The organism is Mariniluteicoccus flavus (assembly GCF_054776655.1).
Genome location: NZ_BAAHBN010000014.1, coordinates 50859 through 72743, shown reverse-complemented (window position 1 = coordinate 72743; position 21885 = coordinate 50859). Strand labels below are relative to the sequence as shown.

The following is a 21885-nucleotide window of genomic DNA, read 5'->3' as shown; positions in this document are numbered from 1 at the left end:
GTCGAAGGCTCCGTCATCCAAGGCTGGAAAGCCGCCCTCGGCGAACTCGCCCTCGTCTACCCCGACCGAATCAACCCCTACCTCTAACCCACCAGGCCACCACTTACACAGAAACCTTGACACGCTCCGTCCTGCACCGTGGGGTTCGTGCCGGAGGGGGTACGTGACCGCGAACCCTCAGGTTCAGCGCGAACCCCCACCCGTCCCCAGCGTCCGCTCCTGCGTGATCACCACGTCCACCGGGCGGTCCCAGTCCTGCATCGGGAGCGCCGGCAGCACCTCGTCGTCGTTGACCAGCAGCACGACCGGGGTGCCGGGGTCGGCGTACGCGCGGGCCCGGTCATACCAGCCGCCGCCCACGCCCAGACGGTCGCCCGTCGGGCTGCCCGCGAGGCCCGAGCACAGGATGACCTCCGCCTTCGCGAGGCCTTCTGCGCCCAGCGGCGGCGTGGTCGGTTCGGGGATGCCCCAAAGGCCGGTACGCAGGGCGTCGGGGCCCGCGTACCACGCCCAGTCTGGGTCGCGCCGCGGCGTACCGTCGTCGCGCTTTCCCAACGCCGGAAGGAGAATGCGGGCGCCGCGCGCCTGCAGGGCGCCGATGATCTCGAGGGTCGAGGGCTCGTCGCCGACCGACAGATAGCACGCGATGCGCAGCCCGTCGACGTCGCCGAGGAACTCGAGCACGCGCTCGGCGCGCGCGTGGTCGGCCGCGCGGCGATCGGTGTCCGAGCGCGCGGCGCGGCGCTGGCGGATGGCCTTGCGGAGCATGGATTTCGCCTCGGCGAGGGCGGTGTCGTCGGCGCTCCTCTCCTCGCTGGCGCTCGCTCGGAGATCGTCGGAGGGGACCGCGTCTGGGCCGGGGCCGGTGCGTCCTGCGGGGCGGGGCGGCTGCATCCACCTATCGTAGGGCCCATGGCATTGTTCGGCCGGAAGAAGAAGACCACCGCGCCCGTCGAGGAGGAGCCGAAGCCCACGCTTCCCGCCCCTCCCGCGTCGGACGAGAATGGGCTGCGCCCGTGGGAGGCCCATCGGGAATATCTGCTCGACCAGATCGAGCCGCTCCCGCCGTTCGGCATGCAGATCCTCGACGCTCTCGGACTGTCGATCTGTGAGGACATCGCGTCCGACCTCGACCTGCCGGGCTTCGACAACTCGGCGATGGACGGGTACGCGGTGCGCGCGGCCGACACCGCAGGCGCGAGCGAGAAGCACCCGATCACGCTGGCCGTCGTCGGCGAGATCGCCGCGGGCACCGTGGCCGACGCGCCGCTGCCGCCCGGCACGGCGATGAAGATCATGACCGGCGCCCCGGTGCCGGAGGGCGCGGACGCGGTGGTGCAGTACGAGTTGACCGACCGCGGCGCCGACGACGTCCAGGTCTTCGGCTCGGTCGAGCAGGGCAAGAACATCCGGCTGCGCGGCTCCGACATCGCCGACGGCGACCAACTGCTCAAGGTCGGCCACCGGCTGGACGCTCGTACGGTCGGCCTGCTCGCCGGCATCGGCATCGACAAGGTGCTCGTCCGCCCGCGCCCCCGCGTCGTGGTCGTGTCGACCGGCACCGAGCTCGTCGATCCGGGCCTGCCTCTCGGCGACCGCGGCGAGATCTATGACTCGAACTCCTACATGCTCGCGGCCGCGGCGAAGGCCGCCGGCGCCCAGGTGTTCCGCGTCGGCCTGGTGTCGGACGACCCCGACGAGATCGCCCAGACGATCTCCGACCAGCTCGTCCGCGCCGACCTCATCATCTCGTCGGGCGGAGTCAGCCAGGGCGATTGGGATGTGGTGAAGTCGGTCATGCCGACCCTGGGCCTCACCGACTTCACCCAGGTCGCGATGCAGCCCGGCAAGCCGCAGGGATTCGGCCTGATCGGCGAGGACCGCATCCCGATGATCATGGTGCCCGGCAACCCGGTGAGCGCGTTCGTCTCGTTCGAGGCGTTCGTCCGCCCCGTCATCCGCAAGCTGATGGGCGTCCTGCCCCACGACCGCGAGCCCGTACGCGCCATCACGTCGACGATCCTCCGCTCGCCGAAGGGCCGCGCCCAGTTCGTCCGCGCCGAGGTCGTCACCGACCCGAGCGGCCGCCGCATGGCCACGCCCGTCGGCGGAGCGTCGTCCCACCTGCTCGGCAGTCTCCAGCGCAGCAACGCCCTCGTCGTCATCGACGAGGACACCGAGGTCGTGTCGGCCGGCGAGGCCGTCATGGTGTGGATGCTCGATGAGTGATCCGATCTCGGCGTCCGGCCTGACCCACCTCGACGCGTCGGGCCAGGCGCGCATGGTCGACGTCTCCGACAAGCAGGTCACCGCGCGCACCGCGACGGCGGCGGCGAGCGTACGCCTGTCGCCGGACTGCGTACGCGTGCTTCGGTCCGGCGACGTGCCGAAGGGCGATGCCCTTGCCGTGGCACGGATCGCCGGCATCCAGGGGGCGAAGCGGTGCCCCGAGCTGATCCCGCTGTGCCACCCGATCATGACCACCGCGGTGGAGGTGACCGCCGAGGTCGTCGACCACGGCGTCGACCTCACCGCGACCGTGAAGACCATGGAGCGCACCGGGGTCGAGATGGAGGCGCTGACGGCGGTCTCGGTCGCCGCGCTGACTGTGGTCGACATGGTGAAGGCGATCGACAGGCTCGCGGTGATCGGCGACGTACGCGTGGTCGCGAAGTCCGGAGGACGCAGCGGTGACTGGCGACGCGACTGAGCCCCAGGCAGACGTTCTGCGAGCGAGCGCCAGCGAGTCCATGGAGCCCCAGGCAGACGTTCTCCGAGCGAGCGCCAGCGAGACGAGGAGCCGCGCCCGCATCATCACCGTCTCCACCCGCGCCGCGTCCGGCATCTACCCCGATCGCTCCGGCCCCATCCTCGCGGAATCGCTGACAGGCTTGGGTTTCGCGGTCGACCCCATCGTCGTCGTCCCCGACGGCCCCGAGCTCCAGCCGGCCCTGAGGGCGGCGATCGCCGAGGTCGACCTCGTCCTCACCACCGGCGGCACCGGCATCAACCCGAACGACCGCACCCCCGAGGCCACCCGCCCGCTGCTCGACCTCGAACTGCCCCACCTGGTCGCCGAGGTCGCCCGCTTCGGCGTCGCCAAGGGACTCCCGACGGCGCTGCTCACGCGCGGCGTTGCGGGCGTGGCCGGGCGTACGCTCGTCATCAACCTGCCCGGCTCGACCGGCGGCGTGCGCGACGCGATGGAGGTGCTGGGATCCGTGCTGCCGCACGCGATCAGCCAGCTGCGCGGCGGGGACCACTGATGGACCACTGGCCGGTCGTGCTGCGCCACGGCGGCGTGGTGCTGCGGCCGCTGAAGGCGTCCGACGCGCGGGAGTGGGAGCGCGTACGCCGGGACAACCGCGACTGGCTGCACCCGTGGGAGGCGACCGTGCCGCCCGGGGGTGAGCCGGGTCCGGCGTCGTTCCGCGCCCTCGTGCGGTTGTTGAACGGGCAGGCCAAGGAGGGGCGATCCCTGCCCTGGTTGGTGTGCTGGGACTCCTCGGAGGGCGCGGACCCGCGCGCCAAACCGCGGCTGGCGGGCCAGGTCACCGTGAGCGGCATCGTGCGCGGGTCGGCCCAGTTCGCCCAGATCGGCTATTGGGTGGACGAACGGCTGGCCGGCCGTGGCATCGTGCCGACCGCCGTGGCCATGGCGACCGACCACTGCTTCGACGTGCTCGGCCTGCACCGCATGGAGGTCGCCATCCGCCCCGAGAACGGAAAATCCCTGCGGGTGGTGGAAAAGCTGGGGTTCCGGTTCGAGGGCGTACGCCCGGCCTACCTGCACATCAACCACGACTGGCGCGACCACCTGGTGTTCGCGCTGAACGCGGGCGAGGTGCCGGAGGGGCTGCTGGCGCGCTATTTGGCCACGCGTACGCCACGGGGCTGACGTCTGATTCCGGCTGGGGAGCGGTCGTCGAATTGCCGTTGCTGGGAAGGAATCTCACGACACTCCGCAAATGTCGGACGGGCGGCGTACGCGGCCCCCTACCGTTGCGGCGTGGGGACAACGGGACTGATCTTCGGAGCCATCGTGGCGGCTTGGCTGGCGTATCTCGTGCCGGCGTGGATTCGGCGCAGCCAGCGCGACGCCGCCGTCCCGAGCGACCCCGCGGAACGCTTCTCCGATTCCGTACGCATCGTCCGCGACGGCTCGATCGTGTCGCAGCCCGAGGAGGGCCCCGACGTCGAGGTCTCGACGCCGTTCACGCGCCGGGCCGCCCTGGGTGAGTTGAAGCGCCGCGACCAGCGCGCGGCCGGTCGCCGTCGGGTGCTGTTGATCTCGATCATGGTCGCGCTCGTCGTGGTGGTCGGGGTGACGATCGCCGGTCTCGTGCCGGTGTGGACGCCGGCGATCCCGGTCGGGCTGCTCGTCGTGTTCGTGGGGGCCGCGCGCATCAGCGTGGCGTCGATGGACCGCGAGCGCCGCGAGATCCTCGACAGCCTGCGCCGCGGGAACGAGGAGGACACCGTCGTGCTGTCGGCCGATGACCTGGAGAAGGTCGACGGCGGCGCGGCAGGCAGCACGGTCGTGGAGGTCGCCCTGGGCGCCCCGAAGCCGTCGGGCAGCGCACTGTGGGACGCGGTCCCCGTCACGACGCCAACCTACGTGCAGACGCCGACGCCCCCTCGTACGGTCCGGACGATCGATCTCTCCGCGCCGTCGGCGCCGGCGCCGGTGACGGCGGACCCGAAGTCGGCGACGGAGGTCGAGGACGTGGAGGTCGAGCAGCCGCGGAAGAAGGCGTCGGGGGAGTGAGCTGGGGACCCGTGGCGTCACGGGCCGTCATTCGAGGCCGCCATGGCATGGCGGCCTCTCGTGCGTCTGGCGGCCCGCATGCAGGCCGTCATCGACGCCCCGGGCCGCCCTGCGGATGGCGGCCCAGAATGACGGCCGGGCGTACGCATGGCGTCCCCTGCAGCGCCGCCGTTGAGTGATCCTGTTGACTCATGTCAAGATGCCCGCTTCGTCGGAGTCGTTGACTCAGGTGAAGATGCCCGGGTGGGGGAGCTGATTTTTCTGGCGGTTGAGGTAGACGTGGTTGGTCTTGGCGCGGCGCTCGATGGTGCCGCGTCGGCGGGCGAGTTCGAGCAGGTTGCCTTGAAGGTCACTGATGGTGTGTTTCAGCGCGATGAGGTCGGTGTCGTGGTGACGGGTGGTGAGGTCGTGGAGGTCGTGGGGATCGAGGACGTCGTCGTGGTCTCGGGCCAGCCGCTGGTAGGGGGTGGTGGCGGTGTCGTGGGTCTTGGTCACGCGGGCGCCGTGGCGGGTCTTGGTGAGGAGTTTCTGCTGGGGCAGGAAAAGGTTGACCTGGGTGGAGACCAGTGGCCAGAGCTGGTTGAGGAGGTCGAGCTCGCGGGGGTTGTCGTAGCGGTGGTAGCCGACGTTGCGGCGGACCACGGACCAGTTCTTCTGCTCGATGTGGGCCTGGTCGTTGGAGTGGGAGGCACGGCCGCGGCTGAAGGTGATCTCCCGATTGGTGCACCAGCGCAGGAGGTGGTGATTGATGAACTCCGAGCCGTTGTCGGTGTGGATGCCAGCGATGTGGAACGGGAAGCGTAGTTGGAGTTGTTCCAGCGCGGTCGCGACGATCCGTTCGCCTTTGGACCGCACGGTGATGGCCTCGGTCCAGCCGGTCGGGATGTCGGTGGCGTCGAGGGTGTAGAAGAAGTGGCCGTTGTTGTCACCGCCTTCGTGTCCGACGAGGTCGATCTGGAGGATTCCGGGGGTGGTGTCGTTCCACTCGGCCCACGTCTTCAGAGGGATCGACGTCTTCAACAGGCTTCCGGGGCGGGTGTGGGAGACGCCGTGTCGGGCGACCAGCCCGAGGCGGGCCCCGGCCAGGCGGCGGTCGATCGTGGCCGCCGACATGCTGCGGACTGCGAGGATCGTGGCGGTTTGGGTGTCATGGAGGTGGCCGTGGCGGGCGAGGTTGTCCAAGACCGTGTCGAGGGCGGGTTTCAGGCGTTTTCCTGATGGTCCGTCCAGCATCGCCCAGCAGCGGGTGAGCAGGTCGATGGCGGCGTCGTCGTACCGGCGCGCCGGGTCGCGTGGCTTCCGTGCCGGGGGCGGGGTATCGCCCAACAGGATCGCTGCCCGTAAGGCTTTGCGGGCATGGTCACGATGCCAGCCCGTTGCCGTGCACAACGCGTTGAGGACCTCGGTCTTCTCGGTCTTGGTGCCCTTTGCGTACTTGGTCCGCATCGCCTTGGTGACTGCCCGGCGCTCACCCATCAACAGCTCCATTCCCGTAGCGTTCCCCACGCGGGCATCTTGAGATGAGTCAACGAATCCACATACGCGGGCATTTAGGGTGAGTCAACGCGGTGATTTCCGCCGCGTGCGGGGTTGGTGTATCGTGAACTCTCGCAACAAGGGGCTATGGCGCAGTTGGTAGCGCGTCTCGTTCGCAATGAGAAGGTCAGGGGTTCGAATCCCCTTAGCTCCACAAAATTTTGAGGCCGGTCCCTATGGGGACCGGTCCTTTTTTCTTGGCCCGGAAGAGCAGGATCCTCCGTGCGCAAAGATCACGTCCGTGCTCGCTGTGTCACCACGAGGCACGAGGACGATCACTGCCGTTGCAGGGGCGGCGGCCGGCAGGTCTTCGTGCATCAGGATGACGGCCCAGGCGAGCGTCAGGAGCGGTTGCGCGAGCTGGCCACTCCGACGGCCCACGACCTCCAGACCGCCCTGGTGCGGTGGCTGAAGCGATGACCGGGGCCTGACGCTGGGGACGATTCCACGCGATCCGCGGCGGGATAGCCGGAAATTCTTTCGACCCAGGGCATCGGGATGAATCGTCCACACCTTAGCGCCGCAGGCGCCTTCCAACCACGTACGCGAGCCCCTGCAGCGCCCCGAAGATCGGCAGCCAGACCATCGGGAAGATCAGCGCGTACGCAGGACTGCTGCCGCACGTCGGGCAGCGCTCCCACGCGCTGCGTAGGAGCCACTCAAGATGGGCACAGCGAGCCACCCGGCCACGATGGCGTTGATGATGGCGCCCGCGCACGACCCATAGAAGGACCTGCCGTCGCTCTCTTCGACACCGTCGAAGTGGTCATCGAGCATGCCGTGATCACCCCCGTCCATCGGCCGGGGGCGACGCTACGCGTACAACCGCGTGAGCGCGTCGGACTGGGGGCTGGGAATGGGTTGGCAGGACAGAGCCCCTCAGATTACGGACATCATCTGTCCGCATCCACTCGACCCGCCGACCGCCATGACGTCACCCCCTGGATCATCGGCTCCGACTCGCCGGGGTGATCGACTGGCTCGTCCGCGTGTTAGACGCCGAGGAGATCGACCGCATGGTCGGCGACGACGGATACATCGCCCATGCCGAGGTGCGGATCGGCGACTCCGCCGTGATGTTGTTCGACAAGCCGGACTGGCCAGCCACGCGGCCTTCCTCCGCGAACCAGCAGATCGAGCAACCCGACGAGGCCGAGATGCAACGACGGATGGGCGACACCGAGTTCATGAACGCGATGGCCTACGTGACGAGCGCGCAGGTCCCCCTTCCCTGAGGGACACCCACGCGCGTACGCCTCACCCCGCCAGGTTCACGTTGATCTGCTTGGTCTGCGTGAACCCCGCCAGCATGCCCTCGAGCGACACTTCGCGCCCCACACCCGACTCCTTATATCCGCCGTACGACTGGCCCGCCATCTGCCCGCCGCCCTGGTTGACCTGCACCCAGCCCGCCTCCAGCCGGTGTGCGGTCGACAGGACCTGCGCCACGTCGCGGCCCCACACGTACGCCGCCAGCCCATAGTTGGTGTCGTTGGCCATGCGTACGACGTCGTCGACCTCGCGCCACGGGATCGCCACGAGCACCGGGCCGAAGATCTCCTCGCGGTTGAGGCGGAAGTCGTTGCGGCCGCCCGAGAAGACCGTCGGGAGGTGATAGAACCCCTCGGTCAGCGGGCCCTCCGACGGCGCCGAGCCGCCCAGCACCGCGGTCATGTCGGGGTGCTCGCGGCCGTCGCGCAGATAGCCGTCGATGCGGTCCCACTGGGCCTGGTTGATGACCGCGCCGATGTCGGTCTTCTCGTCCGACGGGTCGCCGACGACCAGCTGGTCCATGGCCGCGACCAACTTCTCCAACACCTCGTCGTGGACGTCCTCGTGGAGGAACAGCCGCGAGCCCGCCGTGCAGCTCTGGCCCTGGCGGTGGAAGCGCGACGACGTCAGCAAACCGGTGATCAGCGCATCGTCAACCGTCACGTCGCCGAACACGATGTTCGGGTTCTTGCCACCCAGCTCGAGTGACACGTGGGCCATGCGCTCGGCCGAGCGTACGGCGACCATCTTGCCGACCTCGGTCGAGCCCGTGAACGACACCTTGTCGACGCCGGGGTGGGCGACGAGCGCGGCGCCGGCCTCCTCGCCCGTGCCCGAGAACACGTTCAACACGCCCGGGGGCAGGAATTCCGCGCAGATCTCGGCCAGCAGCAGCACCGTCAGCGGCGCATCCTCCGCGGCCTTCACGACCATGGTGTTGCCCGCGGCCAGCGCCGCCGGAATCTTGAACGCCGCGATCATCAACGGCGAGTTCCACGGCAGGATCGCGCCCACGACGCCCAGCGGCTCCCGCCGCGTGTATTGCAGCTGCCCGTCCCCGGCCGGCAGCGTCGTCCCCTTGACCTCGCCGGCCACGCCGCCGAAATAGCGGAACATGTCGACCAGGACGCCGACCTCGGGCCGCGCCTGCGTACGCAGGGCATTGCCGGTGTCGCGGGCGGTCAGGGTCGCGAGTTCCTCGGTGCGGGCCTCGATGGCGTCGGCGATGCGGACGAGCGCCTTCTGGCGGGTCTTGAAATGCTCGCCCTTCCAGGCCCCGAACGCGTCGCGGGCCGAGCGGACGGCACGGTCCACGTCCTCGGTTCCCGCCCGGGCGACGCGCGCAATCGCCTTGCCGCGCACCGCGGGCGTCTCGATCGTGTCGTACGCCCCGGAGGCCGCCGGGCCCCACTCGCCGCCGACGAACATCTGCCACGTGGGCATGTCGGCGCCGTCGTTGACGACCGCCGTGCCCTTCACCTGATCAGCCATGGCTGCACTCTGGTCTGCGGATCGGTGCAGATCAAGAGCGGGACGCGCACCTGCGCTGTGCAGCGATGCACGGGTGCGCACAGGTGGCGTGTCGGATCGAACTCTCGATCCGGTCCGGAGGCTAAGGGAGGCATTCAGGGCGCATCGAGCGTGCGATTCGACACGATCGCCCCTCGGAAACGCCCAAAAACCCGGCGTGTCGACCCCCAAACCCAATGCCGGCGCGGGTCTATGGCTATCGTGGGGAGGACCAGACGCCTAGTGCAAAGGATTGACAATGACCAAGAAGGAACTGCTGGAGGCCATGGCCAACGACGCCGGCATCAGCCAGGCGGACGCCGACAAGGCCCTCGGCGCTCTCATCGAGGCCATCACCAAGTCCGTCAAGAAGGGCGACCGCGTGGCCATCCCCGGCCTCGGCACCTTCGAGAAGCGCGAGCGTTCGGCCCGCACGGGCCGCAACCCCCAGACCGGCGAAGAGATCAAGATCGCCGCGACGTCGGTTCCCGGCTTCAAGCCGGCCACGCAGTTCAAGTCGGCCGTCGCCGGCAAGTGAGCTGACGCTCCACCGAAGCAATGACCACCGGGTCGGCCAGCGATGGCCGGCCCGGTGGTGCTTTGGGGGGGCTTCGACTCGCTGCGCTCGCTCAGCCAACGTGGAGCGGAAGCGCTCGCTCAGCCAACGTGGAGCGGAAGCGCTCGCTCAGCCAACGTGGAGCGGAAGCGCTCGCTCAGCCAACGTAGATCCCTGACATGCGCGTCGTCTCCCTCGTTCCCTCGCTGACCGAGTCCATCGCCGCCACCGCGCCTGACCTGCTCGTCGGCGCCACCGATTGGTGCACCCACCCCGCCGACCTCGACGTACGCCGGGTCCGCGGCACCAAGAATCCCGACCTCGCCGCCATCGCAGCCCTCGAGCCCGACCTCGTCGTCGCCAACCGCGAGGAGAACCGCAGGGTCGATGTCGAACGGCTCGAGGCCCTCGGCATCACCGTCCTCGTCACCGACATCGACACGCTCGACCAGGCGTACGCCGAGCTCCGCCGCCTGTTCGCCGCCCTCGACCGCCCCGAGCCCGCGTGGCTCGCCGAGGCCGAGGCGGCCTGGGCCCCAGGACCCACCGCCGACCTCACCGCCGTCGTCCCCATCTGGCGCGACCCCTGGATGGTCGTGGGGCCCGCCACGTTCACTGGCGACCTGCTGGCGCGGCTCGGCGTACGCGTCCTCGCGCCCGCCACGACGCCGCGGGGGAGTGCGCGCTATCCGCAGGCGACGCCCGCCGAACTCGTCGCGCTGGGCCCCGACCTCGTCGTGCTGCCCGACGAGCCCTACCGCTTCACACCCACCGATGGACCCGAGGCGTTCCCGGGGGCCCGCGTACGCCACGTCAACGGCCGCCTGCTGACCTGGTATGGACCCTCGCTCGTCGAGGCCCGCGCTGCCCTCGCCGCGGCTCTGGTCACAGGTTGATTGCACCTGTCCGGAGGTCCGCTCGCGAAGGCGACGAGGAGATGACCGAAAGGTTACGCTTCAGTCGGTTCCGCACCGGTCCCATCGAAGTGCCCAGGAGGCCTCCCGTGAGTTTTCGTAAGTCCCTTCTCATCGCCCCGGCGCTGCTGAGCGCCGCCGCCATGACCATCTCCGGCTGTGCCAAGCCGCCGAGCGAGACCGCCAACCCGGGCTCCAGCGCCTCGGCCGGCTCGGGCTCCTCGGCCGGCACCGGTGGCGCCGGCTACAAGGCCTGCATGGTCTCCGACGCGGGCGGCTTCGACGACAAGTCGTTCAACCAGACCTCCCACAAGGGCCTCACGGACGCCAAGGCGAAGCTGGGCGTCGAGACCGGCCAGGTCGAGTCGGCCTCCACGGCCGACTTCGCCAAGAACATCCAGTCGATGGTCGACGCCAAGTGCAACATCGTCGTCACCGTCGGCTTCCTCCTGTCGGACGCCGTGATGGCGGCGGCGAAGGCCAACCCGAACGTCCAGTTCGCGATCGTCGACGACAACCCCAAGGGCGCGTCGGAGCTCAAGAACCTCAAGCCGCTGACGTTCAACACCGCCGAGTCGTCGTTCCTGGCCGGCTATGTCGCCGCCTCGCAGTCGAAGACCGGCAAGGTCGGCACCTTCGGCGGCATGAAGATCCCCACCGTGACGATCTTCATGGACGGCTATGCGCAGGGCGTGAAGTACTACAACGAGAAGAAGGGCAAGCAGGTCGCCGTCCTCGGCTGGGACGCCGCGAAGCAGGACGGCCAGTTCGTCCCCGGCGACAAGCCGTTCGACAACGTCCAGGGCGGCAAGCAGACCGCGACCAACCTGATGTCGCAGGGCGCCGACGTGATCTTCCCGGTCGCCGGCCCCTCGGGCGAGGGCGGCCTCCAGGCCGCGCAGGCCTCCGGCGGCAAGGTCTCGGCCATCTGGGTCGACACCGACGGCTGCGTCTCCGCGGCGAACTACTGCAGCTCGATCGTCACCTCGGTCGCCAAGGCCATGGACACCGCGGTGTTCGAGGCCATCAAGGCCGGCAAGGAGGGCTCGTTCGCGAACACGCCGTACGTCGGCACCCTCGCCAACAAGGGCACCTCGATCTCGCCGTTCCACAACTTCGACTCGAAGGTCGACGCCGCGACGAAGTCCGAGCTCGAGCAGATCACCAAGGACATCCAGTCCGGCACCATCAAGATCGAGTCGGTCAACCAGCCCAAGTGATCTGATGGACCTGAAGGGGCTCCTCGACTCGCTGGCGCTCGCTCGGAGAACGTGACCGACCGGGCCGCTCGCTCGGAGAACGTGACCGGGCGGGCCGCTCGCTCGGAGAACGTGACCGAGCGCGCCGCGAGCGGGGGGCCTCCTTCGCTTTTTCTGCCCCCACAACGATGTGCAAGGATCGCCCCTGTGTCCAGCAAGCAATCCGGGTCCATGAAACTGTCCGGCATCACGAAGCGCTTCGGCGACTTCGTCGCCAACGACGCCATCGACCTCGAGATCACCCCCGGCGAGATCCACTGCCTGCTCGGGGAGAACGGCGCCGGCAAGTCGACCCTGATGAACGTCCTCTACGGGCTCCTGCAGCCCGAGGAGGGGACCATCGAGATCGACGGCGAGGCGCGGACGTTCTCCAACCCCAAGCAGGCCATGGCGTCCGGCATCGGCATGGTCCACCAGCACTTCATGCTCGTCGAGCCCTTCACCGTCGCCGAGAACATCGCGCTCGGCCGCAAGCACGGCCCGGCCGGCACGCTCGACATGAACCACGCCCGCCAGCTCGTCCGCGAGCTGGGGGAGCGCTATCGCTTCGACCTCGACCCCGACGCCGTCGTCGAGGACCTGCCGGTCGGCGTCCAGCAGCGCGTCGAGATCATCAAGGCGCTGGCGAACGACGCGAAATACCTGATCTTCGACGAGCCGACGGCCGTCCTCACCCCGCAGGAGATCGACGAGCTGATGGCCGTCATGCAGTCCCTGCGCGACGAGGGCCGCGCCATCGTCTTCATCACCCACAAGCTGCGCGAGGTCCGCGCCATCGCCGACCGCATCACCGTGATCCGCCGCGGCAAGATCGTCGGCACCGCGTCGCCCACCGATTCCGAGGCGAAGCTCGCCGAGCTCATGGTCGGCCGCGCGGTGTCGCTCACGGTCCAGAAGGACGCCCCCAAGACCGGCGATGTCCGCCTCGCCGTGAAGAACCTCACCGTGCTCAACCCCGCCGGCTCGGTCATGGTCGACGACGTCACCCTCGACGTCCGCGGCGGCGAGGTCCTCTGCATCGCCGGCGTCCAGGGCAACGGCCAGACCGAGCTCGCCGATGCCCTACTCGGCACCACGCCGGTCGCCTCCGGCTCCATCGCGCTCGACGGTCGCGAGGTCGCGAAGCTCGGCCCCAAGGCCACGCTCGACGCCGGCGTCGGCTTCGTCCCTGAGGACCGCAAGCGCGACGGCTTCGTCGGCTCGTTCTCGGTGGCCGAGAACCTGGTCCTCAACCGGTTCTCCGACAAGCCGTACGCGCGCGGGCTCTCGCTCGACCTCACGAAGATGCGCGCCAACGCCAAGCAGCGCATCGAGGAGTTCGACATCCGTACGCAGTCCCCCGACACCCCCGTGGGTTCGCTGTCGGGCGGCAACCAGCAGAAGGTCGTGCTGGCCCGCGAGCTGTCGCGGCCCCTGGCCCTCCTCGTGGCGAGCCAGCCCACCCGTGGCGTCGACGTCGGCGCCATCGAGTTCCTCCACAAGCGCATCGTCCAGGAGCGCGACAACGGCACCGCCGTCGTCATCGTCTCGACCGAGCTCGACGAGGTCGCCGCCCTCGCCGACCGCATCGCCGTCATGTATCGCGGCCGCGTCGTCGGCGTCGTCGGCCCCGACACCTCCCGCGAGGCGCTCGGCCTGATGATGGCCGGCGTACCGATGGAGGAGGCGCTGCACCAGGCGCCCGCAACCCCTCACGTGCCCGCACACGACAGGCCCGCCGACAAGGAGACCCTCCGGTGAAGAAGTCCCTGCCCTGGGGTGAGATCGTCACCACCGCCGTCGCCTTCGTGCTGGCGTTCGTCGTCGGCGCGATCCTGATGGTCGTCTCCGATGCCGAGGTGATCGGCAAGTGGGCCTACCTCGTCTATGCGCCCGGTGACGCCCTCGGCGCGTCGTGGGAGAAGGTGTCCACCGCGTACGGCGCCCTGTTCATGGGCGCGCTCGGCGGCATCGGCCCTCTCACAGAGACCACCGCCCAGGCCGCGCCGCTGATCTGCGCGGGCCTCGGCGTCGGCCTGGCGTTCCGCGCCGGCCTGTTCAACATCGGCGGCCAGGGCCAGGCCGTGTGGGGCGCCATCCTGGGCGCGTACGCCGGGTTCGCCTGGCACCTCCCGCCGGTCCTCCACCTGCTCGTCGCCGTCACCTTCGGCGTGCTCGGCGGCGCGGTCTGGGGCGGCATCGTCGGCTGGCTGAAGGCGAAGGCCGGCGCCCACGAGGTCATCGTGACGATCATGATGAACTACATCGCGTCCGGCCTGCTCGCGTGGCTGCTGACGACCACGGTCTTCCAGCGCCCCGGCCGCGCCGACCCGATCTCGCCGATCGTCGACTGGAACGCGACCATGCCGCGACTGGAGGGCACGCGCCTCCACCTCGGCTTCGTCCTCGCCCTGCTGGCGGCGGCGTTCGTCTGGTGGCTGCTCGACCGCTCGACGACGGGCTTCGCGATCAAGGCCGTCGGCGCCAACCCCCACGCCGCCGCCACCGCCGGCATGTCGGTGGCCCGCACCACGATCATCACCATGACGCTGGCGGGCGCGCTCGCGGGCCTCGCGGGCGTGCAGTACGCGCTGGGCCCGTCGATCCTCGGCACCCCGGTGCCGCTGTCGGCCGGCCTCGTCGGCTCGGTCGGCTTCGACGCCATCACCGTCGCGCTGCTCGGCCGCTCGCGCCCGCTCGGCACCGTCCTGGCGGGGCTCCTGTTCGGCGCCCTCCACGCCGGCGGCCTCGCGATGCAGTCGATGGCCGACACCCCGCTGACCCTCACCACCGTGCTCCAGGCCCTGATCGTGCTCTTCGTGGCGGCGCCCGGCCTGGTGCGTACCCTCGTCCCGTGGCTCAAGGGCCGCAGGCAGCGACCGGTCGCCGGTGCGGCCAAGGCAGGAGCCCTGTCGTGAGCGAATCGAAGCAGACCGTGGCCACCGAACCGAAGCCCGAGACCACCGCGGTGACCGCGTCGCGCGGATCGTCGCCGGCGAAGCCGCGCGAGTCCCGCGAGGCGCGGACGCAGCGCATCTCGACGTCGATCCTGATCCTCGTCATCGGCGCGCTGCTCGCCTTCCTGACCCTCTCGACCCGCGGCACCGCCCGGTTCGCCCTGTCGGACGCCTTCGACGAGGTGAAGCTCCCGACGATCGGCCTGCCGGGCCTGCCGACGGTGCTGGTGTGCGCGCTGCTGTGCCTCGCCGCCGGCGCGGCGCTGCTGTCGGGGCGCCTGCGCGGGCGTACGCCGGCCCTCGCCGGCACGGTCGCCGGTGTGGCCGTGGTCCTGGGCTTCCTCGCCTGGGCCGCCGCGGGCCGCGACCTGCCGTTCCCCGTGTCGAACCAGTTCGCCGGCACGCTGTCGGTGGCGACGCCACTGATCCTCGGCGCGCTGTGCGGCGTGCTCTGCGAGCGCTCCGGCGTGGTCAACGTCGCGATCGAGGGCCAGTTCCTCACCGCGGCGTTCGCCGCCGCGCTGGTCGGTTCGGTGACGAAGTCGATCACGATCGCGCTCGTCGCCGCCGTGCTCGCCGGCATCGTGATGGCGGCGCTGCTGGCGGTGTTCTCGATCAAATACCTGGTCGACCAGGTCGTCCTCGGCGTCGTGATCAACCTGCTCGCGGCGGGCCTGACGGGCTTCCTGTTCGACCAGCTCGTGCAGCCCAACGCGTCGGAGTTCAACTCGTCGCCGATCATGCAGGCCATCGAGATCCCGGGGCTGGCGAAGATCCCGTTCCTCGGCCCGATCCTGTTCAAGCAGACCGTGCTGGCGTACCTCGCGGTGGTCTCGGTGGTCGTGGTCTGGTTCCTGCTCTACCGCACCAAGTGGGGGCTGCGCGTACGCGCGGTCGGCGAGCACCCCGAGGCGGCCGACACCGTCGGCATCTCGGTGCGCGCGATCCGCTGGTCGGCCGTGCTCGCCGGCGGCGTGTTCGCCGGGCTCGGCGGCGCGTTCTTCACCATCGGCTCGACGGGCTCGTTCTCGAAGGAGCTCACGGTCGGCAACGGCTTCATCGCCCTCGCGGCGCTGATCATGGGCCGCTGGCACCCGGTCTGGGCGACCGTGATGGCGCTGTTCTTCGGCTTCGTGACCCAGATGGCGTCACAGCTGCAGACGCTGTCGACGCCGGTGCCGAGCCAGTTCCTGCTGCTGCTGCCCTATGTGGCGACGATCATCGCGGTGGCCGGCCTCGTCGGCAGGGTGCGGGCGCCTGCGGCCGACGGCGTGCCGTTCACGAAGCCATGACCGCCCTCAGCAAGGATATCGACTGGGACGCCCTGCGTACGGCGGCGCGCGACGTGTCGAAGCACGCGTACGTGCCCCACTCGCGGTTCCCGGTCGGGGCCGCGGCGCTCGTCGACGACGGGCGGGTGGTCGTGGGCTGCAACGTGGAGAACGCGGCGTACGGGGTGGTGCTGTGCGCCGAGTGCGGCGTGATCTCGGCGCTCCACGCGGGCGGGGGCGGCCGGCTGGTCGCGTTCGCGTGCGTCGACGCGACGGGCGGGCCGCTGATGCCGTGCGGGCGGTGCCGCCAGCTGCTGTGGGAGAACGGCGGCCCCGACCTGCTGATCGACACCCCGAAGGGCGTGTGGCGCATGGACCAGGTGCTGCCGCAGGCGTTCGGCACCGAGGACCTGGAGCGGGTCGGCACGGCCCTACGTTCTCCGAGCGAGCGAAGCGAGTCCTGACGTTCTCCGAACGAGCGAAGCGAGTCCTGACGTTCTCCGAGCGAGCGAAGCGAGTCGAGGAGGGGCAAGATCGGAGAAGCCGGACCCTCCACCCAGCCGCAATGATGGGGCCATGACCTCATCGCAGCAGTCCACCCCGTCCTCTCCCTCCAGCCGGTCCACGACCGGCACCCTCTTCTGGGCCGACGCCACCGTGTCCGACGTCCCCCGCGCGCAGGAGTTCTATTCCGCCGTCGCGGGCTGGACCTTCCCGCCCGCCGACCCGGCCTTCGGCGGCTATGCCAGCGGCCAGACCGACGGCGACAACGTCGCGGGCCTGCAGCCCCTCGAGACCGCGCCGGTCAAGGAGATCGGGTGGGACGCCTACCTCCAGGTCGACGACGTCCACGCGTACGCCGACAAGGTCCGCGAGCTCGGGGGGTCGGTGGAGTCGGTGGTCGAGATGCCGCCCATCGGCGACTTCGTGACCGGGTCGACGCCCAGCGGGGCGCGCCTGCGGCTGTTCCGTCCCGAGGTGACCGACTCGACCGGCGGCGGCGCCCCCGGCTTCACGCCCGGCCACCTCGCGTGGGGCGAGCTCGTGACCTCCGACATCCCCGGCGACGCGGCGTTCCTGGCGGCGCTGTTCGGTGGCGAGGCGGGCGGCATGGGCGACGGTTCCCCCTATCAGGTCGTCACGGTGGGCGGCGAGCAGCGCTTCGGCGTCTGCACCGGCGGGACGCAGGACGGCCTCTGGCGCGTCTACTACCTCGTCCCCGACACCGACGCCGCCGTACGCGAGGTCGAGCAGCGCGGCGGGCGGCGCCTCGAGGGGCCGTTCGACTCGCCGTTCGGGCGCTGCGCGTTCCTGGCGGGGCCGGAGGGGGAGACCTTCGCGCTGATCCAGCCGATGGAGCAGGGCTGACCGGTCGGGTGGCGACCTGATGCCGGGAGTACGCGGCACCGGGTCGCCACCCACCCGGTCAGGACGGGGTGAACACGCCACAATGGCTCAATGACGTCCACCCCGCTCGACCTCGCCACCCTCCGCCGCGCCCCCAAGGTGGCCCTCCACGACCATTTGGACGGCGGCGTACGCGCGGCCACGGTGCTCGAGATCTCGAACCGGATCGGCCACCCGCTGCCGGCCGACACCGCCGAGGGGCTGGCCGACTGGTTCTTCGACGCCGCCGACTCCGGATCGCTCGAGCTCTATCTCTCCACGTTCGAGCACACCGTCGCCGTGATGCAGACCGTCGACGACCTGGCCCGCGTCGCGCGCGAGTTCGTGGAGGACATGGTGGCCGACGGCGTCGTCTATGCCGAGACGCGCTGGGCCCCCGAGCAGCACCTGAGTGAGGGGCTCACACTCGACGCGGCCGTCGAGGCCGTGCAGGCCGGGCTCGACGAGGGCATGGCGGCGGCCCGCGCGGCCGGGACGACGATGGTCGCGCGCCAGCTCCTCACCGGCATGCGCCACGCGGCGTCCTCGCGCGAGATCGCCGAGCTGGCCGTGCGCCACCGCGAGCGTGGTGTGGCCGGGTTCGACATCGCGGGGGCGGAGGCGGGCTTCCCGCCCAGCCGCCACCTCGACGCGTTCGACCTGATCAAGCGCAGCAACGGCTATGTCACCATCCACGCCGGCGAGGCGTTCGGGCTCCCGTCGATCTGGGAGGCCGTGCAGGTCTGCGGCGCGAACCGACTGGGCCACGGCGTACGCCTGATCGACGACATCACCCGCACCGAGGCGGGGGAGTGGGAGCTGGGCGAGCTGGCCCTCTACATCCGCAACCAGCGCATCCCGCTCGAGGTCTGCCCGACGTCGAACCTGCAGACCGGCGCCGCGGCGTCCTACGCCGAGCACCCGATCGGGATCCTGACGGCGCTGCGGTTCCGGGTGACCGTGTCGTGCGACAACCGGCTGATGTCGCGCACGTCGCTGTCGGAGGAGTTCTGCCACCTGAGCGAGGCGTTCGGCTATGACCTCGACCGCATCCGCTGGTTCACGATCAACGCGGCCAAGTCGGCGTTCTGGCCGTTCGACGAGCGGCTGGCGCTGATCGACGACGTGATCAAGCCGGGATACGCGGCGTTGCAGATCGCCGGGTGAGTACACCCGACGATCGGCATGTGCTCCGGAAGGCGTCGCGAAGCACATGACGATCGTTGGGGGATGTCACCCGATGATCGGCACGGGCGCTCGGCTCCTCGTCTCGCTGCGCTCGCTCGGCTCCTCGTCTCGCTGCGCTCGCTCGGAGAGCGGGGCGGTCTCGCTCGCTCGGTCAGCGCGCTCCTGACCGATAGGGTGAATCCCATGTGTTCCCACGTTCTGACCGCCGTCGCCTGGCCGTACGCCAACGGCCCGCGACACATCGGTCACGTCTCCGGTTTCGGTGTTCCCTCCGACGTGTTCTCGCGCTTCATGCGCATGTCGGGCCACGACGTGCTCATGGTGTCCGGCACCGACGAGCACGGCACGCCGATCTCCGTGCAGGCCGAGAACGAGGGCATCACGCCGCGCCAGCTGGCCGACAAATACAACCGGGTGATCGTCGAGGACCTCCACGGGCTCGGCCTGTCCTACGACCTGTTCACCCGCACCACGACGCGCAATCACTACCGCGTCGTGCAGGACGTCTTCACCGCGCTCCACCAGAACGGCTATGTCGTCGCCCGCCCGACCAAGGGCGCGATCTCTCCGTCGACGGGGCGCACGCTGCCCGACCGCTACATCGAGGGCACCTGCCCGATCTGCGGCTACGACGGCGCGCGCGGCGACCAGTGCGACAACTGCGGCAACCAGCTCGACCCGATCGACCTCAAGAACCCCCGCAGCCGCATCAACGGCGAGACGCCGAAGTTCGTCGAGACCGAACACTTCTTCCTCGACCTCCCGGCACTCGCCGAGGAGCTGTCGCGGTGGATCGGCCAGCGTACGGACTGGCGGCCGAACGTCCTGAAATACAGCCACAACCTCATCAACGACCTGCGCCCCCGCGCGATCACGCGCGACCTCGACTGGGGCGTGCCGATCCCGCTGGACGACTGGCGCGACCAGCCGATGAAGCGGCTCTATGTGTGGTTCGACGCCGTGATCGGCTATCTGTCGGCGTCGATCGAGTGGTCGCGGCGCGTCGGCGACCCCGACGCCTGGAAGAAGTGGTGGCTCGACCCCGAGTCGAAGTCCTACTACTTCCTCGGCAAGGACAACATCGTCTTCCACTCCGTCATCTGGCCCGGCCTGCTGCTCGGCCAGAACGGGGAGGGGTCGCTCGGCGGCTCGAACGCGATGTTCGGCGAGCTGAACCTGCCGACCGAGGTCGTGAGCTCGGAATACCTGACGATGTCGGGGTCCAAGTTCTCGACGTCGCGTGGCAAGGTCATCTACGTCGGCGACTTCCTCAAGGAGTTCGGCCCCGACGCGCTGCGCTATTTCATCGCGGTCGCCGGTCCCGAGAACAACGACACCGACTTCACGTGGGACGAGTTCGTGCGCCGCACCAACTCCGAGCTCGCCAACGAGTGGGGCAACCTCGTCAACCGCTCCCTCGCCATGGCCCACAAGAACAACGGCGCGATCCCGGCGCTGGGCGAGGTCCACGACGTCGACGCCCGCATGCTCGAGGCCTCGCGCGCCGGCTTCACCACTGTCGGCGACCTGCTCGCGAAGAACAAGTTCAAGAACGCCGTCACCGAGGCGATGCGCATTGCGGGGTTGGCCAACCGCTACCTGTCTGAGACCGAGCCCTGGAAGCTCAAGGACGACCCGGCCCGCCGCGACACCGTGCTCCACACCGCGCTCCAGGTCGTCGGCGACGTCAACACCATGATGACGCCGTTCCTGCCCCACGCCTCCCAGAAGGTCTTCGAGGCCCTCGGCGGCCGGGGCGTGTGGGCGGCCCAACCCGAGATCCACGAGGTGTCGGAGGAGGGCAACACGGACTATCCGGTGCTCATGGGCGACTACGCCGCCGAGCAGGCCCGCTGGGAACACCGGCCCATCGCGGTCGGTCACCCGCTGGAGAAGCCGACCCCCCTGTTCGCCAAGCTCGACGAGAAGCTCGGCGAGACCGGCCCCGAGTGGGCCCCCATCGAGCCGAAGGAGTGACCGTGTCGATCTGGTTCACCGAGCCCACCCCCGACGCCATCAACGGGCAGAGCGGCGACTCGCTCGTCACCCACCTCGGCATCGAGTTCACCGGCTTCACCGACGACTCGCTGTCGGCCCGCATGCCGGTCGACCACCGCACCCACCAGCCCTTCGGCATCCTCCACGGCGGCGCGTCGGTCGTCCTCGCCGAGACCCTCGCGAGCTTCGGCGCGGTCTGCACGCTCGACCCCGCGAAGGCCCACGCCGTCGGCATGGAGATCAACGCCAACCACCTCCGCCCCGTCGACGCGGGCTGGGTCCACGGCACGGCGACCCCGGTGAGCCTGGGTCGGCGTACGCAGGTCTGGGAGATCAGGATTTCCAACGAGGCCGGCAAACCCGTCTGTATCTCGCGCTGCACCATGGCCGTGGTCGAGGCCCCCGGCGGCCAGCGATGACCGGCCGCCTGTTCGACCGCGTCGCCGTCATCGTGGGCGGCGCGTCCGGCATCGGCGCCGAGACCGCGCGCCGGTTCGCTGCCGAGGGGGCGCGCGTCGTCATCGCCGACCGCGACCTCGACGGCGCCCAGGCGCTCGCCGACCGGATCGGCGACGCGTTCGCCCACCAGGTCGACGTCACCGACCCCGACTCCGTACGCCGGCTCGGCCACTTCCTCGGCGACCGCGTCGGCAGCCTGGACGTGCTGGTCAACTGCGCGTACGCCGCCAGCGACGTCGCGTTCCTCGAGGCGTCGGCCGACGAACTGCGTCGCGACCTCGACGCCACGCTGCTCGGCCCCATGCTCGTCACCCAGGCCCTGCTGCCGACCATGATCAACACCGGCGGCGGCGTGGTGCTGTCGATCGGCTCGGTCAACGGGCTCGGCTGGTTCGGGGGGTACGCGTACTCGGCCGCGAAGGCCGGGCTCATGCACTTCACGCGCTGCCTCGCGGCCGACTACGCCGACCGCGGCGTACGCGCCTGCGCCGTCGCGCCCGGCACCATCGACACCCCCGCGTGGGACGCCGCGCGCGCGGAGGAGCCCGACGTGATGGACACCGTCGGGGCCCTCTATCCGCTGCAGCGCGTCGGCACTCCGTCAGACATCGCGGACGCGCTGCTGTTCCTCGCCTCCGACGAGGCCCGCTGGATCACCGGGGTGACGCTGCCCGTCGAGGGCGGCATCATGCTGACCAACGCGTTCGCCGACCGCGTGCGGAACTGACGCCAGCGCCTTCTGCTGCTTGCGGTCCAGCGAGGCCGCGTCCGGGCGTACGCCGGCGTCCAGCGCCCGACGCTGGCGCGAGCGACGCGTCCACATCGGGGCAACG

The 21885-nt window shown here is 70.0% G+C and carries 22 protein-coding genes and 1 tRNA gene; 19 read left to right on the top strand and 4 right to left on the bottom strand.

Translation table 11 applies throughout. The annotated features are described in order from the left end of the window. Window positions 1-183: 183 nt before the first annotated feature. Window positions 184-894: a 5-formyltetrahydrofolate cyclo-ligase gene (locus tag ACYVAG_RS16285; protein WP_460771401.1), complete on the bottom strand. Its 711-nt coding sequence runs from the start codon at window positions 892-894 to the stop codon at window positions 184-186. 18 nt (window positions 895-912) lie between these two features. Between ACYVAG_RS16285 and glp the strand changes: the two genes are divergently transcribed. The 5 genes from glp (at window position 913) to ACYVAG_RS16260 (ending at window position 4768) form a co-directional block, all read left to right on the top strand. Beyond that, a complete protein-coding gene (gene glp / locus ACYVAG_RS16280; RefSeq protein WP_460771399.1) occupies window positions 913-2229 on the top strand; it encodes a molybdotransferase-like divisome protein Glp in 1317 nt (438 codons plus the stop codon). Then, window positions 2222-2710 (top strand): cyclic pyranopterin monophosphate synthase MoaC, encoded by a 489-nt coding sequence (gene moaC / locus ACYVAG_RS16275; protein ID WP_460771398.1) that lies wholly within the window; start codon window positions 2222-2224, stop codon window positions 2708-2710. Before glp ends, moaC begins: the two co-directional genes overlap by 8 nt. A gap of 40 nt (window positions 2711-2750) precedes the next feature. Next, window positions 2751-3266 carry a MogA/MoaB family molybdenum cofactor biosynthesis protein gene (locus tag ACYVAG_RS16270; protein WP_460771396.1) on the top strand — a complete coding sequence of 172 codons (516 nt, stop codon included), beginning with the start codon at window positions 2751-2753 and terminating at the stop codon, window positions 3264-3266. Then, window positions 3266-3898 carry a GNAT family N-acetyltransferase gene (locus tag ACYVAG_RS16265; protein WP_460771393.1) on the top strand — a complete coding sequence of 211 codons (633 nt, stop codon included), beginning with the start codon at window positions 3266-3268 and terminating at the stop codon, window positions 3896-3898. Before ACYVAG_RS16270 ends, ACYVAG_RS16265 begins: the two co-directional genes overlap by 1 nt. A gap of 111 nt (window positions 3899-4009) precedes the next feature. Beyond that, complete coding sequence (locus ACYVAG_RS16260) at window positions 4010-4768, top strand: hypothetical protein (RefSeq protein ID WP_460771391.1); 759 nt, start codon at window positions 4010-4012, stop codon at window positions 4766-4768. 225 nt (window positions 4769-4993) lie between these two features. Here the strand turns inward: ACYVAG_RS16260 and ACYVAG_RS16255 are convergent, their stop codons facing one another. Further along, complete coding sequence (locus ACYVAG_RS16255) at window positions 4994-6256, bottom strand: integrase catalytic domain-containing protein (protein WP_460771389.1); 1263 nt, start codon at window positions 6254-6256, stop codon at window positions 4994-4996. Window positions 6257-6385: 129 nt separating this feature from the next. Between ACYVAG_RS16255 and ACYVAG_RS16250 the strand changes: the two genes are divergently transcribed. Beyond that, window positions 6386-6458, top strand: a tRNA-Ala gene (locus tag ACYVAG_RS16250). A 440-nt stretch (window positions 6459-6898) separates the two neighbouring features. Here ACYVAG_RS16250 and ACYVAG_RS16245 read toward each other — a convergent pair. Then, entirely contained in the window at window positions 6899-7102 is a 204-nt protein-coding gene (locus ACYVAG_RS16245; protein ID WP_460771387.1) for a hypothetical protein, read from the bottom strand. Between the two features lie 170 nt (window positions 7103-7272). Here ACYVAG_RS16245 and ACYVAG_RS16240 point away from each other — a divergent pair, with 170 nt between their 5' ends. Continuing rightward, window positions 7273-7539 (top strand): VOC family protein, encoded by a 267-nt coding sequence (locus ACYVAG_RS16240; protein ID WP_460771385.1) that lies wholly within the window; start codon window positions 7273-7275, stop codon window positions 7537-7539. A gap of 22 nt (window positions 7540-7561) precedes the next feature. On the opposite strand, the gene ACYVAG_RS16235 is transcribed toward ACYVAG_RS16240, so the two are convergent. Continuing rightward, window positions 7562-9067 (bottom strand): aldehyde dehydrogenase family protein, encoded by a 1506-nt coding sequence (locus ACYVAG_RS16235; RefSeq protein ID WP_460771384.1) that lies wholly within the window; start codon window positions 9065-9067, stop codon window positions 7562-7564. Window positions 9068-9344: 277 nt separating this feature from the next. On the opposite strand from ACYVAG_RS16235, the gene ACYVAG_RS16230 reads away from it, so the two are divergent. The 12 genes from ACYVAG_RS16230 (at window position 9345) to ACYVAG_RS16175 (ending at window position 21779) form a co-directional block, all read left to right on the top strand. Then, the gene (locus ACYVAG_RS16230) at window positions 9345-9623 is read left to right on the top strand and encodes an HU family DNA-binding protein (protein WP_460771382.1); all 279 of its coding nucleotides are present in this window, start codon (window positions 9345-9347) and stop codon (window positions 9621-9623) included. Window positions 9624-9820: 197 nt separating this feature from the next. Then, window positions 9821-10537, top strand: a complete 717-nt coding sequence (locus tag ACYVAG_RS16225) for a helical backbone metal receptor (RefSeq protein ID WP_460771381.1) — start codon at window positions 9821-9823, stop codon at window positions 10535-10537. A 161-nt stretch (window positions 10538-10698) separates the two neighbouring features. Further along, the gene (locus ACYVAG_RS16220; protein WP_460771408.1) at window positions 10699-11775 is read left to right on the top strand and encodes a BMP family lipoprotein; all 1077 of its coding nucleotides are present in this window, start codon (window positions 10699-10701) and stop codon (window positions 11773-11775) included. 210 nt (window positions 11776-11985) lie between these two features. Beyond that, window positions 11986-13554 carry an ABC transporter ATP-binding protein gene (locus ACYVAG_RS16215; protein ID WP_460771406.1) on the top strand — a complete coding sequence of 523 codons (1569 nt, stop codon included), beginning with the start codon at window positions 11986-11988 and terminating at the stop codon, window positions 13552-13554. Further along, on the top strand, window positions 13551-14711 hold the full coding sequence (locus ACYVAG_RS16210; RefSeq protein ID WP_460771379.1) for an ABC transporter permease: 1161 nt from the start codon (window positions 13551-13553) through the stop codon (window positions 14709-14711). Before ACYVAG_RS16215 ends, ACYVAG_RS16210 begins: the two co-directional genes overlap by 4 nt. Further along, a complete protein-coding gene (locus ACYVAG_RS16205; RefSeq protein ID WP_460771378.1) occupies window positions 14708-16042 on the top strand; it encodes an ABC transporter permease in 1335 nt (444 codons plus the stop codon). The genes ACYVAG_RS16210 and ACYVAG_RS16205 overlap by 4 nt, the downstream gene beginning before the upstream one ends. Continuing rightward, window positions 16039-16485: a cytidine deaminase gene (locus ACYVAG_RS16200; protein WP_460771377.1), complete on the top strand. Its 447-nt coding sequence runs from the start codon at window positions 16039-16041 to the stop codon at window positions 16483-16485. The genes ACYVAG_RS16205 and ACYVAG_RS16200 overlap by 4 nt, the downstream gene beginning before the upstream one ends. Before the next feature lie 112 nt (window positions 16486-16597). After that, complete coding sequence (locus tag ACYVAG_RS16195) at window positions 16598-17389, top strand: VOC family protein (protein ID WP_460771375.1); 792 nt, start codon at window positions 16598-16600, stop codon at window positions 17387-17389. Between the two features lie 90 nt (window positions 17390-17479). Next, window positions 17480-18574, top strand: a complete 1095-nt coding sequence (locus tag ACYVAG_RS16190; protein WP_460771373.1) for an adenosine deaminase — start codon at window positions 17480-17482, stop codon at window positions 18572-18574. Window positions 18575-18778: 204 nt separating this feature from the next. Further along, window positions 18779-20572 carry a methionine--tRNA ligase gene (metG, locus tag ACYVAG_RS16185; protein ID WP_460771371.1) on the top strand — a complete coding sequence of 598 codons (1794 nt, stop codon included), beginning with the start codon at window positions 18779-18781 and terminating at the stop codon, window positions 20570-20572. A gap of 2 nt (window positions 20573-20574) precedes the next feature. Next, window positions 20575-21012: a hotdog fold thioesterase gene (locus ACYVAG_RS16180; RefSeq protein ID WP_460771370.1), complete on the top strand. Its 438-nt coding sequence runs from the start codon at window positions 20575-20577 to the stop codon at window positions 21010-21012. Continuing rightward, on the top strand, window positions 21009-21779 hold the full coding sequence (locus ACYVAG_RS16175) for an SDR family NAD(P)-dependent oxidoreductase (RefSeq protein ID WP_460771368.1): 771 nt from the start codon (window positions 21009-21011) through the stop codon (window positions 21777-21779). The genes ACYVAG_RS16180 and ACYVAG_RS16175 overlap by 4 nt, the downstream gene beginning before the upstream one ends. Window positions 21780-21885 lie beyond the last annotated feature (106 nt).

Bases quoted from the DNA above. Each gene is read 5' to 3' on its own strand.
- ACYVAG_RS16285 (WP_460771401.1), bottom strand. From the start codon at position 894: ATGCAGCCGCCCCGCCCCGCAGGACGCACCGGCCCCGGCCCAGACGCG.
- glp (WP_460771399.1), top strand. From the start codon at position 913: ATGGCATTGTTCGGCCGGAAGAAGAAGACCACCGCGCCCGTCGAGGAG.
- moaC (WP_460771398.1), top strand. From the start codon at position 2,222: ATGAGTGATCCGATCTCGGCGTCCGGCCTGACCCACCTCGACGCGTCG.
- ACYVAG_RS16270 (WP_460771396.1), top strand. From the start codon at position 2,751: ATGGAGCCCCAGGCAGACGTTCTCCGAGCGAGCGCCAGCGAGACGAGG.
- ACYVAG_RS16265 (WP_460771393.1), top strand. From the start codon at position 3,266: ATGGACCACTGGCCGGTCGTGCTGCGCCACGGCGGCGTGGTGCTGCGG.
- ACYVAG_RS16255 (WP_460771389.1), bottom strand. From the start codon at position 6,256: ATGGAGCTGTTGATGGGTGAGCGCCGGGCAGTCACCAAGGCGATGCGG.
- ACYVAG_RS16245 (WP_460771387.1), bottom strand. From the start codon at position 7,102: ATGGACGGGGGTGATCACGGCATGCTCGATGACCACTTCGACGGTGTC.
- ACYVAG_RS16235 (WP_460771384.1), bottom strand. From the start codon at position 9,067: ATGGCTGATCAGGTGAAGGGCACGGCGGTCGTCAACGACGGCGCCGAC.
- ACYVAG_RS16230 (WP_460771382.1), top strand. From the start codon at position 9,345: ATGACCAAGAAGGAACTGCTGGAGGCCATGGCCAACGACGCCGGCATC.
- ACYVAG_RS16225 (WP_460771381.1), top strand. From the start codon at position 9,821: ATGCGCGTCGTCTCCCTCGTTCCCTCGCTGACCGAGTCCATCGCCGCC.
- ACYVAG_RS16220 (WP_460771408.1), top strand. From the start codon at position 10,699: ATGACCATCTCCGGCTGTGCCAAGCCGCCGAGCGAGACCGCCAACCCG.
- ACYVAG_RS16215 (WP_460771406.1), top strand. From the start codon at position 11,986: ATGAAACTGTCCGGCATCACGAAGCGCTTCGGCGACTTCGTCGCCAAC.
- ACYVAG_RS16200 (WP_460771377.1), top strand. From the start codon at position 16,039: ATGACCGCCCTCAGCAAGGATATCGACTGGGACGCCCTGCGTACGGCG.
- ACYVAG_RS16195 (WP_460771375.1), top strand. From the start codon at position 16,598: ATGACCTCATCGCAGCAGTCCACCCCGTCCTCTCCCTCCAGCCGGTCC.
- ACYVAG_RS16190 (WP_460771373.1), top strand. From the start codon at position 17,480: ATGACGTCCACCCCGCTCGACCTCGCCACCCTCCGCCGCGCCCCCAAG.
- metG (WP_460771371.1), top strand. From the start codon at position 18,779: ATGTGTTCCCACGTTCTGACCGCCGTCGCCTGGCCGTACGCCAACGGC.
- ACYVAG_RS16175 (WP_460771368.1), top strand. From the start codon at position 21,009: ATGACCGGCCGCCTGTTCGACCGCGTCGCCGTCATCGTGGGCGGCGCG.